The sequence below is a fragment of the Mageeibacillus indolicus UPII9-5 genome, from assembly GCF_000025225.2.
Taxonomy (GTDB): domain Bacteria; phylum Bacillota; class Clostridia; order Saccharofermentanales; family Fastidiosipilaceae; genus Mageeibacillus; species Mageeibacillus indolicus.
Genome location: NC_013895.2, coordinates 998,786 through 1,016,592 on the forward strand (window position 1 = coordinate 998,786; position 17,807 = coordinate 1,016,592).

A 17,807-nucleotide genomic window follows, 5' to 3' on the forward strand; every position below is an offset into this window, starting at 1 on the left:
AAAAAAATTCAGATTTTCTTTAGGTTTTTCGCTTCAGCCTGCTAACTTCAATCTTTACGATTCAGGACGCCTTCGTACAACTCCTTATAGCATTCAGCCGACTTTTGCCAAGAAACGTCTTTATGCATAGCGTTCTGCACCAGCCTGTCCCAAATATCCCTGCTGTCGTTGTACAGATCACAAGCGTTGCGGACAACATTTAGAAAATCGTGTGCATTTATATTGGTAAAAGAGAACCCGTTTCCCTCCATCGTGTATTGGTTGTAAGGCGTAACCGTATCTTTTAAACCTCCTGTTTCTCGTACAACTGGCAAAGTTCCATAATTCATGGCGATAAGCTGCGACAAGCCGCAGGGTTCAAACAGTGATGGCATCAGGAAAATATCGGCAGCAGCATAAATCCGATGAGCCAGCGCATTGTCAAATGTCAGACAGGCTCTAATATTTTCTTTGAAGTAGCCGGCGCAAATTCTAGTGCCTTCTTCGTAGCGATGTTCGCCCGTGCCCAAAACTACCACTTGAGTCGGAATACCAGCAATCTCTCCCAAAACCCGCAAAAGTAGATCCATTCCTTTTTGATCAACCATACGGGTAATCATTGCCAAGAGTGGGCGATCAGGCTCTGCATTGAGTCCGAGTTCAGCCTGTAAAGCTGCTTTATTCGCCGCCTTGCCCTCTTTAACATCGGAAGACGAATACGTACGAACCAAATGGCTGTCCGTGGCTGGATTATATTCCCGGCAGTCAATACCGTTCAATATTCCCTTAAGTTTAAATGAGTAATATGACAAAACTCCATCCAATCCCTCGCCGTAATACGGTTGCTTTATTTCTTCTGCATAAGTTGGTGAAACGGTCGTCACCTGATCGGCATAGACAATGCCAGCTTTCATCATATTCGGCACACCATCTTTGAGAATACCATAGTCATTCAAAAAAGCTGTCGATAAATCGCAGTAATCAGCTATTCTTTCAAAAGAATGAACCCCCTGATATTTAAGATTGTGGATCGTAAAAAAGCATTTAACTTGATTAAAATAACCATATGGATGATAATGCGCCTGCAGCAGAGCCGGTATCAGCCCTGTCTGCCAGTCATTGCAGTGAATAATGTCGGGAACGAAGTCCATTGCCGCCCCCATGGCCTCAAGCACCGCACGCTGAAAGAAACAATATCTTTCAATATCAAAATCATAGTCGAGATATATAGCGTCATGACCAAAATAATATTCATTATCAATAAAATAATGCGTAACTCCGTTTAAATCCATTCTAAACAATCCACTGTACATGGTTCGCCAGCCAAGTTTAATCATCGTCCAGCGCATAAATTTGAGATCGCACCCGTAATTGTCGCGAATCCTCTTATACAGGGGCATGATAACTCTGGTATCTACTCCCAGCTTATTTAGTGCCGCCGGCAGTGCTCCGGCAACATCTGCCAGGCCGCCAACCTTTGCCAAAGGTGCTACCTCGGCCGAAACGAACAATACTTTCATACGTTTTTCCTCCTCTAAACTATGGCACCTTTGCCTACTACTACCGGATAAGCTTCCTGTCCTGTTAACGTTATACCAGGCTTGATGTGAACATTTTTGTCGATTATACAATTTTCCAAATTACAATTCTCGCCAATAAACGAATTCTGAAAAATAATACAGTTGCGCAGTTTAGCTCCCGACGCCACCGTGACTCCGCGGAAAAGCAGCGAATCCTTTAAGTCCCCCTCAATAACACAGCCGTCGGAAATCATGCAGGACACAACTCTGCTTTCATTGCTGTAATATGTTGGCGACTCATCCTTTACCTTAGTATAAACCGGCTGATCGGAGCCAAAAACCGCTTTACGCCCGGCCGGCGTTAAAGTTTTCATGGTCGCAGCAAAATAACCATGCACAGAGTGTATGCGCATCGCCATACCTTTAAACTCATAGCCACGTATATTCAAGCTATCGTTCAGCTGCATGAAACTAATGAAATCGACACCTGCCACTCCCCGGCTTAAATTGTCCTGTAAAATGCTGAGCAAAAGCTCACGTTCAATGACCATTACGTCCATAAAACATTTTCGCATTCCGCTCAAATTCTTCGGATTCAGCAGAAATCCTTTGAGTTTGTTCTTGCGATCAAATTCAAGCACGATGTTCGGCTCTTCAAAATCGGTAGTTTCTTTAGAAAAAAGAAGCGTTATATCAGCACCGGATTGTTCGTGCGAATCAACCATTTGATTAAATTGCAAATTAAAAATAACAGAGCTACCGCCAATAACAACATGTTTACGCTTGCTGAAACGCAAAAAATTTATGATGGCACTTAGATCATTAAGCCCGTTATATGTGTCCGAAATAAGATATGGCGTCAAAATAGATAGGCCAGGAGACTTACGGTCAAGATCCCACGGGCTTCCCGTTCCAAGATGATCCATCAACGATTTATATTTATTGAAAGTTGAAACACCGATATTTTTTATTCCGGTATTCACCATATTAGAAAGCATAAAGTCAATGATACGATAACGGCCGCCAAACGGCACGGCGGCAAGCGCACGCGGCAAAGTTAATTCGCCGAGTTGTATCTTTTTATCATCAGCAAAAATCAAGCCGACTGCATCAATAAACATAGTATCCTCCCAGTTTTAAAATGTTGCAAAACATTTGCGCGCAATGTTCGCTTCGCCAAGTTCAGGCATATCTTTGACCATGCAATTACCTGGAATCAACGACTTTTCACGTATGAGCAAACCATGCGTCAATACAGAAATATCCTCTGTACAGAGTTTGTTCTTATAGGGTGAATCGCCTTGAACTTGCGCTCCGATTTGAACATCTCGTTCAATCACACAATTCATTCCCACTATCACCTTGTCTAAAAACGCCCCTGATCTAACCGTAACCCCCGGCATCAGAACGCTGTTACGGATGACAGCTCCCTTTTCCACATAAACTGAATGCGAAAGAACAGAATGTACGACTTCACCGTTTATTTCGCATCCGTCGGTCAGGCAACTGCCACGAACCACGGCTGCCGATCCGACATAATGAGCTGGTTTGACTGGATTACGGCCGTAAATACGCCATGAAGAATCCATTAAATTAATATCTTCCGGACAGTCCAAAATATCCATATTAGCTTCCCATAGGCTGCTGATCGTACCTACATCCTTCCAATAACCGCTGAATCGATAGGCAATCAATTTGTGACCGTCTGCTAGCATAGCCGGAATAATGTTTTTGCCAAAATCATGGGTGGATTTTTCATCTTTTTCATCTTCGATAAGCTTGCGGCGCAGTACATCCCAACTGAAAATGTATATGCCCATACTGGCCAAGTTGCTACGCGGCTTGGCCGGCTTTTCCTCAAATTCAACAATGTTGTCGGCACTGTCTGTGTTCATTATGCCGAAGCGAGGTGCTTCCTCCCAAGGTACTTCCAAAACAGCTATTGTAGCATCGGCTTTATTATTAATGTGAGCTTTAAGCATAAACGAATAGTTCATTTTATAAATATGATCACCTGACAAAACTAGAACGTATTTCGGCGAAAAGCTGTCAATAAATCCAATATTTTGATAAATAGCATTAGCGGTATTACTGTACCAACCCGTGCCGCAGATTTTTTGATAAGGGGGCAGAATAAATGCTCCGCCCGAGTTACGATCCAAATCCCATGGATGGCCGTTACTCACGTAAGTATTGAGTGCTAGCGGCTGATATTGCGTCAAAACTCCAACAGTATCAATACCAGAATTGGTACAATTACTAAGCGGAAAATCGATAATTCTGTAACGACTGCCGAACGGTACGGCAGGCTTGGCCATTTCGTCGGTTAAATAGCCCAAACGTGATCCCTGGCCACCGGCTAAAATCATAGCGATAATGTCTTTTTTGGCCATTGTCTTCCCTCCTGTTATTTGTATTCGTCATTAACCGTCGCAACGTATCAATCTTCAGTGGAGCGGACGGTTTGATCAGCGGACTTCGCCGGCACTTCTTCGGCTACGTCTTTGCTATATTCCTTATACAGGTAAACTGCCGCCAAAGGCGGAATATCCAAGGTTAAACTGTTATCGAACTGATTGCATGGTTGGTGTTTGGTATAGAATTCATCTCCACAACGATAAGAATTCTCATCTTCGGTCAAATCGCCGAACAGATGCTGCCGAACCGGATAGGAACTGCCGCCCCATTTTGCCTCGTCGGAATTTAAAATGAGTTTGTACATACCGGGCAACGGCACACCCACGCAATAATCTCGCACCGGGATTGGAGCTTCGTTCAAAATAACCACTACCACATTGCCACGCTCATCCTTGCGATAGAATGAATACATAGTATTGCGGGCATCATCGGCATTTATCCAACGGAAGCCTTCCCAGTTAGTGTCGACCTGCCACAAAGCCGGATGATCCAGATAAATATGATTCAGGCAGCGCACATAGTCCTGCATCTGCCGATGAGCTTCATACTTGAGCATGAACCACTGCAACTCTTCATAAAAACGCCATTCAATGAACTGAGCGAACTCTCCGCCCATGAACAACAGTTTGGCACCGGGATGCGCCATCATGTAGGCATACAAAGTACGCAATCCGGCAAATTTTCGCCAGTAATCGCCCGGTTGACGCTCAATCAATGAACGTTTGCCATGCACCACTTCGTCGTGAGAAAGCGGCAACATAAATCTTTCCGAAAATCCATAAGACATCGAAAAAGTTATCTTATTATGGTGATAATACCGATAGATATAGTCTAATTCTTGATAATCAAGGGTATCATGCATCCAGCCCATATCCCACTTATAGGTGAAACCGAGACCACCGTTCTCGTAAGTAGGCGAAGTTATATGTGGCCAAGCTGTAGCTTCTTCGGCAATCAACAAAACCTGCGGATAATTATCGGTTATACGCTGATTAAGTTCACGCAAAAAATCAATGCCTTCCAAATTTTCACGGCCACCGTATATATTAGGCACATATTCGGGCATACAATAATTTCTATAAAGAATAGTTGAAACGGCATCATATCTAAGCCCATCAATATGGAATTCCTCAATCCAATACGTTGCACTCGAAAATAAAAATGAACGAACTTCATAGCGAGCGTAATCGAATAACATCGTCCCCCACTCCGGCTGTTCAGCCATACGACTGTCAGGAGATTCGTAGGTAGGTGTTCCGTCAAAATACCGCAAGCCGAAATCATCTTTGGGGAAATGTGCTGGCACCCAATCCAAAATAACGCCGATTCCGTGCTGATGCATATAATCTACCATGTATTGGAAATCATCCGGCGTGCCGAAACGTGAAGTGGGAGAGAAAAACCCGGTCACTTGATAGCCCCAAGAAGCATCTAGCGGATGTTCCATAACCGGTAACAGTTCCACATAGTTATAACCCATATCCAATAAATACGCGGTAAGGCTCTCAGCTATTTCGCGATAATTGTAAAAGTTTCCGTTATAGTGTTTCTTCCATGAGCCCAAATGCACTTCATAAACATTAAGGGGGAAATTATTCGCTCTGGCTTGCGGACGGTTTTTCATAAATTCAGCATCATGCCAAGTAAAATTGAATTCGTCAACTATGATGGAAGCATTATTCGGACGCAATTCAGAGAAACGAGCCATCGGATCGGCCTTATAAGTCTTGCCGCCATCGTGATGATAAATAACAAATTTATACTTATCTCCGGCTTTAGCTGAATTGCTCGCCGCCTGCCAAATACCGGTTTCACCGACTCGGTACATCGGCAAACTGCCTTCATTCCAGCCATTAAAATCCCCGATTACGGCAACTCCGGCCGCTTTGGGTGCCCAGACGCGAAATTCAACACTTCCGGTCGGCCGGACATGAGCGCCTAATAACTTATAAGCGTGATCATTTTTGCCAACATTATACAAATAGTAAGGATCACCGAAAAAATCTGTCGCCATTGCACCGACTCCCTTCAATCTTTATTACTATGCACATTATACATTCGTGATTATAGTTTGTCTATTTGCAACAAAATTTCATGGTAAGAGTTACTTTTTTTGGCGGTTTTATTGCATTTTAAAGATCACGCATACCGACGGCAAAGCCTTTTCCGATTATTTTACTGGTATTGGTAACATAAACAAAGGCCTCCGGATCATGTTCATTCAGGAAATGCTGCAACATCACCCCTTGCGAGCGTTTAAGAACGGTTATCAACATCACCTTCGGTTGTCCGCTAAATGCACCCTCAGCTTTAATCTTTGTCGCGGAACGGTTGAGATTATGTGTGATATAGTCGACCACCGCCTTTTCGTTGGAAGTTATTATCGTATAATGCTTATGTAGATTTAAGCTCTCAATGACGTGATCGGTGATCGTAGCGCGGCACAGAAGGCCGAGCAATGAATACAAACCGCTTGTTGGACCAAACGCAATGAAATTAAGCGAAGCTATGGTTAAATCAGCCAACGCCAAAGCTGTTCCGATGTTGAGGCTGGTGTATTTTTTCATCAACATACCCAAAATATCCGTCCCTCCGTTGGAGGCCCGGATGTTGAAAATTATGGCGGCCCCCATTCCTGGTAAAATAACGGCAAAAATCAGTTCCATGAGCGGCTGTTCCGTTAAAGGATGATGCATCGGGGCAATTTTTTCCATAACCGCCACCATAACGGATAAAATAAGACTGCTGTAAGTTGTTTTGAAACCGAATGAGCGGCCAAAACACATATAACCGATTATCAGCAGGATCGTGTTCAAAATAAACATGAATAATGAGGCGGAAATATTAGGGTACCAATACCCGAGAACTACCGCCAGACCGGTAACGCCGCCAATATTAAAATTATTAGGGAATTTGAAAAAATGCACGCCTATAGCAATTAGAAACGTGCCAATATTCAGCCACACAAAATTTATCAACTCATCTTTGCTGAATAATGATTTAGTCCAAGCATGAAATTGTGTCATATATCTATTTTGGCGTAATTACACCGTTACCTCGTTTCCCCCGCATAATCTAAACTGATTTCGTCTCAACCAGTGCCATCAAACTTCAATAACTTCGTATTATACCAGTGAAATCGCAATCAAACAAATAAGCGCCGTTCTCTCAATGAGTTCGGCGCTTTAACGTATATCACATATTTATATCAGAGAAACATCAGTCAAATTAAATGATTTACCTATCGCTCAAATCATTATTTAGCTTTGGCTAAAGTTTCACCCAATTTGCGGCAAGCATCTTCAGTATCGCCTTCCGGTGCTTCAAAACAAATCAATCCATCAGCTACCAAATTCAAGCCGTTGGAACGAGCATCTTCCTGCCAAGTTTCCATCCAAGCGCCTTCAGCCCAAGAATAAGAACCGAAGAGAACTACCGGACGGCCACACAAACGTCCTTTAATATCGGTGTAGAAAGGCTCAAACTCAACTTCCTCTAAAGATTCATCACCCATAGCCGGGCAACCGAATGCAATTTTGTCATAACCCAAAACGGTATCAACATCGGTATCAGAAACATTCAGCACATCAACTTGGTTACCGTCAATACGTGCACCTTCAGCGACCAAGTTAGCCATAGCTTCTGTATTACCCGTTCCTGACCAATAAACAACTGCAATTTTTGCCATTTCATTTTCCTCCTATAATTTCTCCATCTTTGATGGAAATTATCTAAATAAATTCTCCAGAGCCGTACCGCCGGCCAAACGTCGCATCACAGCCTCACGACACAACGTATATCGACGAAATGACTTCATGGCTTGTTCAGGGTCACTGTAAACCTTCCAATAACCGTTAAGACAATAATTGCGTCCGTCATTAACAACGAATCCTTTGATATCATCAACCGGATAGCCTAAAAAATAAGCTATTTCATGCGGGAACGAGTCGGCAACCTTGAATCTTTTCGCCAAATGATCTAGCATTGCCTCTAAATCCGCATCAGTAGGGTAACCGAGCAAGGCCAATTCATGTTTTACTTCCGGGCGAGACAAATGTTTCTGTAAAATACGCTCTTTATATACCAAACATAAACGGTGGTGGCGATCAGATTGCAAAAGGCGAAAAAAAATTCTCGCCGTTTGAAGCTGTTCCGCCAAATACACCAGATACTCAGCTATGCTGCAACAGGTAGCAGAGGAGTAGGATATAAGATTGGCCGGTTTGATTCCCGCCAGCGCCGGAGAGCAATGATTAGCGATTTCCATTGCAAAGTTCACGGCAACCTCCTTCTCTGCTACTGCAGCCGGAAACAAAACATCAACGAGGGAGAAACTCGAAGAATTAGTATTTGCTAACTCTTGATGACAATATTAACCGAGGTTAACCTTTTTGTCAATAGGTAAGATCAAATAATCAGAAAATTTTTGCAATAAAGTTTCTTTACCGAGCTAGGGAAAAATTGCATACAAATATAAGTTTACAATTATGTTTTAACGCCGGCGATAAATGCGCGCGATCCAATCGTTATCTTTACGTTCTTCGGTTAATTCCCATCTATCGGGCGTAAAAGCGCGGGACACAATGTCAGCCTTGTGCGCGACTATGCCGCTACAAATCAACTTGCCGTTCGTCTTAACGGCTTGATACAGGGCGGGGGCCAGAGCAGCGAGAACTTCAGCCAGTAAGTTGCCTAAGATCAAATCAAATTTTTGCCCGGCAAGGGAAGAGATTTCTCCGGCCGAAGCTGTAACTTGCTCAGCAACGTTATTTAAACGTATATTGTCTTGGCATACCTTTACCGCTAAAGGATCTATGTCTATCGCAGTAATTGATTTACCGCCAAGTTTAGCGGCCGCAATCGCTAAAATCCCTGAGCCGCAACCTAAATCAAGTATAAGATCAGTAGGTTTCATGTTCTCGGCTAAAAGTTTCAGACATAAAGCAGTAGTTTCATGGCTACCCGTGCCAAAAGCCGAGCCCGGATTCATTTTGATCATTTTTTGCCCCGGCTTAAGGTTATAGTCCTCCCATTCCGGGCAAATTACTAATGAATCAGATATTTCGATGGGATGGTAATATTGCTTCCAATTGTTAGCCCAATCTTCCTCGTTAACCGTTCCAACTTCAACTTTTCCCAGGCCAATTGGTAAAAATTGTGCCAAATCAGCCAACATAGCCCGTAAATTGGCAAGCAAATCCTCCGGTCGACAATAATTGACATGAGAGGGCTGATACAAATATTGCTCCACCGCCAAAAAAGGATTGTCATCATCCGCCAAAGAAGGTATCAGACGCACGCCCCGATCATCACAGGCAAAATATGCCTTCACCGTAACATAATCCGGCAAGTCATCCAGAAATTCCGGGTCAACAAATATAGTTGTCGAATTGTCACTGAGCAGGCGTTTAAGCTCAAACGGATCTTGGGTAGCGATACCGCAGGCTCCGAACTGAATCAATCGTTCAGTAAGTGCTTCCGACGCTTCTTCACTAATCGTAAATTTTGCTTCCAACCATTGTGCCGCGTTTGCCATATCTGCCACCCCGTCATCTAGTGTGAAAAGACCGCTCAATTGCGGAAAAATTGCTTAAGTTTAGTAAAAAAATCAGTATGCTGCTGGTAATTTTTTGCTGTACAAGTATCAGCAAATTCGGCCAACAACTTACGCTGTTCCGCTGACAAATTGCGCGGTACTTCAATCTTAATCGTCGCGATATGATCTCCACGCTGGTCTTTACGATTGATATACGGAATTCCTTTGCCTTTAATCGTTATACGATCGCCCGGCTGCGTTCCTTCACGCAACTCATACTCTACCGGCCCGTCAATCGTCGGAACTTCGATCTTACCACCTAATGCAGCTTGGGTAAATTTAACCGGGACATCACAATAGGTATCATTACCATTGCGGCCCAAAATAGGATGAGGCTTTATAGCAATAGTTATGTATAAATTGCCTTTACCTCCGCCGTTTTCGCCGGGAGCACCTTCATTCTCCAAGACTAAGCTTTCACCGTGATTAATTCCCGCCGGAATCTTGACACTCAAAGTCTTATTACGACGGTAATGACCAACTCCATGACATTGAGGACAAGGGTCTTTAATTTTTTTACCTCTGCCATGACATTCCGGACAAGCCGTCACCGTCTGTACAATGCCAAGTATAGACTGACGTTGCTGCATAACCTGCCCCGTACCATGGCATCTGGCACATTGTTCAACGGATGAGCCTGGTTTGGCACCACTGCCTTGGCAAGCTTCACAGACATCTTCTTTGGTGACATTGAACTCTTTGGTGCATCCGAACGCCGCCTCCATAAACTCAATCGTCAACTGATAGCGCAAGTCATCCCCACGAACAGGGCCACGAGCCGCACCCTCGCCACCGAAACCACCAAAACCGCTGAAGCCACCGAATCCGCGACCGAAAAACGAGCTGAAAATGTCTGCAAAATCGGCTTGTGAATAATTACCGAAGCCCTGACCGTCAACTCCGGCGTGACCGTAATTATCATACTGGCTTCGTTTTTCTTTGTCGCTCAAAACTGCATAAGCTTCGTTGACTTCTTTAAATTTTGCTTCAGCAGACTTATCACCCGGATTTAAATCCGGGTGATATTTTTTGGCCAGTTTGCGATAAGCTTTCTTAAGCTCATCGTCGCTTGCCGTCTTACTGACACCTAAAACCTCATAGTAATCTCTTTTTTCAGGCACACTCAGCCTCCGCAACTAATTATTTCTCTTCAAAATCGGCCTTGTAAGTTCCATCAGAACTTCCAGATCCGCCTTGGGCTGTTCCACCAGCAGGGCCTCCAGCATTCCCGCCTGCATTTTGTTGAGGAGCTGCGTTTTTATACAACTTCTCACTTATCGCAAACAAGGCTTTTTGCGTAGCTTCCGTATCCGCTTTCATCTCTTCAAGGTTATTGGCCGCCACGCTCTTTTTCAGTTTTTCTACTGCGCTTTCCACCGCCGTTTTATCAGCCGGATCGACCTTATCGCCCAAGTCTTTCAACGTTTTTTCAACCGTATAGATCATTGTTTCAGCCGAATTTTTCGTATCGACCTCTTCCTTGCGCTTTTTGTCTTCCGCCGCAAACTGCTCAGCTTCTTTGACCGCTTTATTTATCTCTTCCTCATTCAAATTGCTCGAAGCGGTAATCGTGATATTTTGCTCACGACCGGTACCCATATCCTTAGCCGAAACGTGAACTATACCATTAGCATCAATATCAAAGGTTACTTCGATCTGCGGTACACCGCGAGGAGCCGGGGCAATACCATCCAAGATGAAATTGCCTAAAGTTTTATTATCCTTGGCAAATTCCCGTTCACCTTGCAAGACATGGACATCAACTTGGGGCTGATTATCCGAAGCCGTTGAAAAGATCTGACTTTTCTTGGTAGGGATCGTCGTGTTGCGCTCGATTAATTTAGTAAATACTCCGCCGTAGGTTTCAATACCCAATGAAAGCGGTGTTACATCCAACAAAAGGAGGCCTTTAACATCACCGGTCAAAACGGCTGCCTGTATAGCTGCTCCGATAGCCACACACTCATCCGGATTTATCCCTTTAAAAGGATCCTTGCCGAAGAATTTTTTAACTGCATCCTGTACAGCTGGCACACGTGTTGAACCACCTACCAACAAAATTTTATCTATATCATTGGTGCTCAAACCAGAGTCTTTCATAGCAGCTTGAACCGGCCCCATAGTGGCCTCAACTAAATCAGCCGTTAATTCATCAAATTTAGCTCGCGTCAAAGTCATGTCCAAATGCTTGGTCCCGGTTGCATCGGCAGTGATGTAAGGCAGATTGATATTGGTCGAGCTTACGCCGGAAAGCTCAATTTTCGCTTTTTCTGCCGCGTCGCGCAATCTTTGCATAGCCATCTTGTCACCGGAAAGATCAACGCCCTCCTGACGTTTGAATTCAGCCACCATCCAGTCGATGATCTTTTTATCAAAATCATCACCGCCCAACATGTTGTTACCATTGGTCGCCAGAACTTCAAATACACCATCGCCTATTTCCAAAATCGAAACATCGAATGTACCTCCACCAAGGTCGAACACCAAAATCTTCTGGTCATGATCTTTGTCCAAGCCATAAGCCAGTGATGCGGCTGTAGGCTCGTTGATAATACGCATAACTTCTAGGCCAGCAATTTTACCAGCGTCTTTAGTCGCCTGACGCTGAGAATCGGTAAAGTAAGCCGGGACTGTAATAACCGCTTGAGTAACCTTCTCACCTAAATATGCCTCCGCATCAGCTTTCAACTTTTGCAGAATCATTGCTGAAATTTCTTGCGGGGAATAACTCTTTCCGTCTATATCTCTCTTATAAGAAGTCCCCATGTGACGTTTGATGGATTGAATCGTGCGGTCAGGGTTGGTTACCGCCTGACGTTTTGCAATCTGTCCCACCAGACGTTCACCACTCTTAGTAAATGCTACTACTGAAGGAGTCGTACGGTTGCCTTCAGGATTTGGAATAACTACCGGTTCGCCACCTTCCATAACTGCTACGCATGAGTTTGTCGTTCCTAAATCAATACCTATTACTTTTGCCATAATATCTGCCTCCTCTATATTTCAAACATTTAACTGAACTGTCACACAGTTCAATCTGATAAATTCACTCACAAACAATCTAATTTGTAAAGCAGCCCAAGGTGAATCAGTTAGCCACTTTAACAACACTGTGACGAATGACGCGATCATCGTAGGTATAGCCTTTTTGAAATACTTCAACGATCTCTTGTTCGCCTTTAGTTTCATCAGTTGTTTGCATAACTGCGTTGTGTAAATTAGGATCAAACTTCTCACCCAACGCATTGATTTCCTTAATTTTCAAGCTGGCCAAAATTTGTTCCGCCCGCTTTTGGATTAAAATTATGCCGTCCATAACTGACTTATCAACTTTTTCGCTCATTGCCTCGGCCGCAGCCACCGCACGTCCCAAATCATCAACTAATGGTAGCCAAGCTTCGGCAACATCCTTAACTGAATCTTTATATAAATTTTCTTTTTCTTTTTTACTTCTCTTACGGAAGTTGTCGTACTCTGCCGCCAAAGATACATATTCTTTATCTCGTGCCGCTAATTTTTGCGTCAGTTTTGCGTTCTCTGCCGACAATTTCTTGATTTCTTCCGCAAGATCAATATTTTTTTCAGCAGTTCCGGCTTTGTCGCACTCTGTTGTAGTACGATCGACTGTATCGGCTCCGGGTTCAACGGTCTTTGTTTCCATCTCGACCTCCGCCGCTTGTTCAGTTTGGGCTTTAGCCCCCGGATCAATCGAATTGTCTGCTTTCATTGATACATCCGTTTTATTCTTTTTCATCATTTCACCTTTCATTTCTGCCGGATATTTTTTTCTTAAACACTTGTCGTATAAAATTCATGTTGGCCATTACCCGACGGTAGTCCATACGGCGTGGCCCTACCACCCCGATTTGGCCTATCAAATTATCGGCTAGCGCATATGTTGTAGTTACAAAGCTGCAATCACTTAGCCCCGGTAAGGTTATCTCCTGACCTATCCTGATCATAAATTTAGGTCGTTTGGTGCCGTCGCCCAGCTCAGTTGTCATCGACGCATCTTCCTTAAGGTAACTGTCGGTCAAATAGCCAGCGAGCATGCCGTCTCTGGTTAAAACATTCAAAATATCTTTTGCCTTATCCGGATCGCGAAATTCGGGGTGACGCAATAAGTTTTGTATACCATCCAAGTAAGCGTCCAAATTATCGCTTTGCTTAATTGCCATATACGCTTCAAACAGCACTTGATTCAACAAGGATTCCGGCAACTCACTTCCACGTCCGGTATTTTCAACGGTTATCCAAGTTATTTCATTAAGTTTGCGTCCGGCTAACCCTTGCTCAATCGCCATTCCTAATCGCTGCAATTCGGAATTGCTGACCTGAGGCGGAATGTTGATTAAACGATCCCGTACAATCCCTGGGGCGAGAACAAGAACCACAAGCACACAACCCGGTTCAACCATGAGTAGTTTAATCTGCAAAATACTTGTCCGCTCCGTACGCGTAGCCAAAGCAACCGATGTATAGCCGGTGCTGTTGGTCATAACCTCAGCTGCTTTCTTCACCGCGGTTTCCCAGGCATGAAAATCATCCTGTAAAGCCGTTTCGACTTTCTCTTTAACATCCGGTTGTACTTCAGGTATATCAATCAAACTGTCAACATAAAGCCGGTAGGCCTTGTCCGCAGGAATACGGCCGGCGGAAACGTGCGGTTGCTGTAAATACCCTTCATCTTCAAGTTCGGCCATAACATTGCGCACTGTGGCCGAGCTGAGCTGCAAAGGATATTTTTTAATTAAACTCTTAGAGCTGACCGGCTCGGCTGTAGCTATATAATCCTCGACAATCGCTTTGAGAATAGCTTGTTTGCGATTACTTAAAATCATATTTGCCTCCCGCCTTAGCAGTCACCTTACTTGAGTGCTAAAGATAATCTACCATTACCATTTAGGAATGTCAAGGAAAATCAAAGTCGTTGTTTGTAACTAATTTGCAAACGGCTATAAAAACTCTTCCCAAACTATATTAGCTACATCCAGCCCAAAATCGGACAGCCGCCAACCACCTGCTTCGGCAATTAATAAACCTTTCCCCCTCAACTCATCCAGTTTAACTCGGAGGTTCAAAGGAATGTCGCAGCCAAATCGTTGAACGAATTCCTGTCTGGATACTCCGTCCGTTTTACGTAAGCCCAGCACAAAAAATTCACTCATGGCAGCCCTCCGGGAAATTATTTCTTCAATCGGATAATCTAGCTTGGTTGGAACTTTTGAATCAGAAAAGTTACTAATATACTTAAGCGGATTAATCTCGCTGCCTGAACGGATCCCCCCTACAAAACGGTGCGCCCCGGCTCCGAATCCGTAATAACCTAGCCCATCCCAATAAACGATGTTATGCTTAGAACGGCTGCCTTCTTGCGCATAATTACTTACCTCATAGCGCGAAAAACCGTGATCTTTTAAATAGTCAGATACAAAATGTTGCTGTTGCCGTTCAGTCGTTTCGTCCGGCAGAACAGCCAAAGCCACCGAAGTCGCCAACTTACTCTTACTATCAGGGGCATCCATGCCGTAAAGCGACGCAAAAGGAGTACCAGGTTCAATAATCAAGGAATACACTGAAATATGACGATAACCTGATTTAATCACATGTTCTAAAGACATGTGAATATCCGCAAGACTTTGGGTCGGCAGTCCGATCATAAGGTCACAGGAAATGTTTTCTAGCCCCGCTCGTTGCAATGCCGCAGTAGTACAATCAAAATCCCGGCAAGTATGGATGCGTCCCAAAACATTCAGTAACCGATCATTATAAGACTGCAAGCCGACGCTTACCCTGTTGATTCCGAATCTTTTCACCTCCGACCAATCCAAGGCAGACGCACTGGATGGATTAGCTTCCAAAGTAATTTCACAATTGGGGGTCAAACCGAAAGTATGCCGTAAAACATCAATTATTTCGCCGATTTGTTGCGCAGAAAGCAAACTTGGAGTGCCACCGCCGAAATAAACGGTTCGCAAAGCCATGTCGAATGATGAAAATCCTTCGCTACCAAAATTCAGCTCCGACAGAGGTATGCTACTGCCAAACGCCCTAAGCATTTTCCGGAAATTAAATCGTATTTCATTAACTAAGGCATCAACATAAGGTTCTATATATTTTTCCTTGCCGGCGTAAGAATTAAAGTCACAATAACCGCATTTCCGTTCACAAAACGGTATATGTATATAAGCTGCTCGCGGCAGACTCAACCATTCAAACAATGTTTCCCCCGTTCTGCCAGTGGTTGTTTCGTTCGATCAGTCGCATCATTTGATAAAGATCGTTTTTGAACTTTCGGAAACTCGGCGATCTATTGTTTTCTGCTGCCAGATTTTTTGCCAAAGCCGAAGCCCAATAATGCTTGTATGCTCCGACGGCTGGATAGCCGACAGCAATTAGTTGTTGCGCTTGGTGCGGCGGCATAATTATACGTGCCAAGGTTTCCCAAGTACCACAAACCGCATCTTGCTTATAGGTTGCATACAAATCACGGTCATAATCTGGGAAAGCCGCTGCCAAGGCCGACTCGTCAGCCAAAGCCCACGCTTCCAACTCTTCAACAGCTACGCCGATCACCAAACCGATTTCCGGAGCAAACAATCGTCCCATTCGTCTGATAGCAGACCTAAGTTCATCTGGCGAATTATCATCAGCATCCAGAACCACTACCAAAATTTCATCTACGCACTGAAGTCCCGGTTGGGACAAAACTTTGCGGTAGGCTCGCAACTTGGCCGGCAATAAATTCAACAAAGAAGCTGTATGCGGTTTTGGTGGTTCATTCCAAGAGAAATCAACCTTCCCTACACCGCGATGCGGATGAATACTGTATGTCCATTTTTCACCTTTGTAATTGCGCAAAAGAGAGTTGACCAAGGCGGCAAGTATAATCCCCCCTGACTTATCTTCAACCAAAATTTCTAAATGCATATTTGAGCACCTACGCAAAATGTCCGGAATACCAAAGCGAAGCCAAGCCAATACCTTCATTATACATGGCCCTGACTTTTGGGTCGGCAGCCACGCATTTGGCAACCACCCCAGCTTTAACCGCAACGCCGCTTTTGCTTATCTCAGGCTTCTTCTCTTCACCTTCCACCGGAAACACTTGGTAGGCCAAACGATTCCATTCATCATTCCAATCACTGTTTTCCAGTGGCGCGGTTTGTGTATGGTTCTTAAACAGCCACACTTCCCATGGCGCAAAATTATCCACCAACCCTAGGCTGTGTGTAGTGAGCAAAATCTGCGATGACGTTTTAAACGAAAATCGACGCAGCTGCTCGGCTAGCGAATTAATTTTGTCGGGATACAGTTCACTTTCCGGCGCATCAAGCAAAAGTAATGATCTTGGTTTGGGATCAAAGAGTAGTAATACTAACAAAAAATACCGTGCATCAGCATTAGAAAAGTCACTGTTTATCAAAGCATTTTTTAAATTTGCCGTAAGTTTAACGCTTTGACGCACCGTCTGCAAAAATTCTTGATAGATATTTGGATGTTTTTTTTGCAAATAAGCCAAAACATTAGGTACATTATCGGCATATCGGTTGATATGCCGATGGCCGCCTGATAAATTTCCCAATTGGCTGGCTTGCAACATAAAATCGCGAGATGCTCGCCCAGGTTGATTCATTAAAGCAGGGAACGATATGTACAGCCAATGTTCTATATATTCGTAAGGTTCGCGACAGAAATCTGCTCCTGGTAATTTAGCATAAACACTAAGCAACGGTAAATCATATGGTTTTACCACTTGTGACTCTTCATGTGTTCCGAAACGAGCAGTAAATTTATCATCTGCACAGCGGAAAAAATCACCCTTCTCCTGTTCGACAATTTGCAAACTTTCTGCAGTAATAAGCGGCTTTCCCTGATCGTTATCACCTATCTGCAGCATATAATTGTAGATAATTCCCGTCTTTGCCGAGGAAAATAATATTCGCAAACTCATCGGTTCATCGGTGCCGCGTGTACGCAAGTCAAAAAATCCGTGTCGGCCATTCATTTGAGCCGCAGACGTGACACCGTGCAAAACACAGTCCTGCAAAAAATCAAGGGCTTGTAACACGCTGCTTTTGCCGGCATTATTAGCACCGATAAGAACCGAAACCGATTGAAGTGAAAAATTCTTCCGCTCAGAACTTGTCGTCGACTCATTCAAGCCGGACAGCTGATCCACGTCCAAGCCTACCTTCACATCAACCAATGAGGCAAAATTTTTAATATGTAAACCTAAAAGCATGTGCCTAAACCTTTACCATGCAACCATACTTAAAACCCATACCTAAGGC

Annotated in this window: 15 protein-coding genes; all 15 read right to left on the minus strand. The window is 43.9% G+C overall.

The genetic code is table 11. The features are described 5' to 3' along the window. Positions 1-47 precede the first annotated feature (47 nt). Positions 48-1,499: a glycogen synthase GlgA gene (gene glgA, locus HMPREF0868_RS04455; protein ID WP_012993509.1), complete on the minus strand. Its 1,452-nt coding sequence runs from the start codon at positions 1,497-1,499 to the stop codon at positions 48-50. Between the two features lie 14 nt (positions 1,500-1,513). After that, complete coding sequence (gene glgD / locus HMPREF0868_RS04460) at positions 1,514-2,620, minus strand: glucose-1-phosphate adenylyltransferase subunit GlgD (protein WP_012993510.1); 1,107 nt, start codon at positions 2,618-2,620, stop codon at positions 1,514-1,516. 15 nt (positions 2,621-2,635) lie between these two features. After that, a complete protein-coding gene (locus HMPREF0868_RS04465; protein WP_012993511.1) occupies positions 2,636-3,892 on the minus strand; it encodes a glucose-1-phosphate adenylyltransferase in 1,257 nt (418 codons plus the stop codon). 47 nt (positions 3,893-3,939) lie between these two features. Continuing rightward, positions 3,940-5,931 carry a 1,4-alpha-glucan branching protein GlgB gene (gene glgB / locus HMPREF0868_RS04470; RefSeq protein WP_012993512.1) on the minus strand — a complete coding sequence of 664 codons (1,992 nt, stop codon included), beginning with the start codon at positions 5,929-5,931 and terminating at the stop codon, positions 3,940-3,942. Positions 5,932-6,049: 118 nt separating this feature from the next. After that, positions 6,050-6,943 (minus strand): YitT family protein, encoded by an 894-nt coding sequence (locus HMPREF0868_RS04475; RefSeq protein WP_012993513.1) that lies wholly within the window; start codon positions 6,941-6,943, stop codon positions 6,050-6,052. 230 nt (positions 6,944-7,173) lie between these two features. Further along, positions 7,174-7,605: a flavodoxin gene (locus tag HMPREF0868_RS04480; RefSeq protein ID WP_012993514.1), complete on the minus strand. Its 432-nt coding sequence runs from the start codon at positions 7,603-7,605 to the stop codon at positions 7,174-7,176. A gap of 39 nt (positions 7,606-7,644) precedes the next feature. Beyond that, positions 7,645-8,196 carry a DUF3793 family protein gene (locus HMPREF0868_RS04485; RefSeq protein ID WP_012993515.1) on the minus strand — a complete coding sequence of 184 codons (552 nt, stop codon included), beginning with the start codon at positions 8,194-8,196 and terminating at the stop codon, positions 7,645-7,647. A gap of 213 nt (positions 8,197-8,409) precedes the next feature. Further along, positions 8,410-9,453 (minus strand): 50S ribosomal protein L11 methyltransferase, encoded by a 1,044-nt coding sequence (gene prmA, locus HMPREF0868_RS04490; RefSeq protein ID WP_012993516.1) that lies wholly within the window; start codon positions 9,451-9,453, stop codon positions 8,410-8,412. A gap of 35 nt (positions 9,454-9,488) precedes the next feature. Then, the gene (gene dnaJ, locus HMPREF0868_RS04495; RefSeq protein WP_012993517.1) at positions 9,489-10,634 is read right to left on the minus strand and encodes a molecular chaperone DnaJ; all 1,146 of its coding nucleotides are present in this window, start codon (positions 10,632-10,634) and stop codon (positions 9,489-9,491) included. Between the two features lie 19 nt (positions 10,635-10,653). Further along, on the minus strand, positions 10,654-12,495 hold the full coding sequence (dnaK, locus tag HMPREF0868_RS04500; RefSeq protein ID WP_012993518.1) for a molecular chaperone DnaK: 1,842 nt from the start codon (positions 12,493-12,495) through the stop codon (positions 10,654-10,656). Positions 12,496-12,601: 106 nt separating this feature from the next. After that, complete coding sequence (locus HMPREF0868_RS04505; protein WP_049779001.1) at positions 12,602-13,267, minus strand: nucleotide exchange factor GrpE; 666 nt, start codon at positions 13,265-13,267, stop codon at positions 12,602-12,604. A 4-nt stretch (positions 13,268-13,271) separates the two neighbouring features. Then, on the minus strand, positions 13,272-14,354 hold the full coding sequence (hrcA, locus tag HMPREF0868_RS04510) for a heat-inducible transcriptional repressor HrcA (protein ID WP_012993520.1): 1,083 nt from the start codon (positions 14,352-14,354) through the stop codon (positions 13,272-13,274). Positions 14,355-14,468: 114 nt separating this feature from the next. Then, a complete protein-coding gene (hemW, locus tag HMPREF0868_RS04515; RefSeq protein ID WP_012993521.1) occupies positions 14,469-15,734 on the minus strand; it encodes a radical SAM family heme chaperone HemW in 1,266 nt (421 codons plus the stop codon). Next, on the minus strand, positions 15,727-16,443 hold the full coding sequence (locus tag HMPREF0868_RS04520; RefSeq protein WP_012993522.1) for a hypothetical protein: 717 nt from the start codon (positions 16,441-16,443) through the stop codon (positions 15,727-15,729). Before HMPREF0868_RS04520 ends, hemW begins: the two co-directional genes overlap by 8 nt. 10 nt (positions 16,444-16,453) lie before the next feature. Continuing rightward, positions 16,454-17,758, minus strand: a complete 1,305-nt coding sequence (locus HMPREF0868_RS04525; RefSeq protein WP_012993523.1) for an AAA family ATPase — start codon at positions 17,756-17,758, stop codon at positions 16,454-16,456. Positions 17,759-17,807 lie beyond the last annotated feature (49 nt).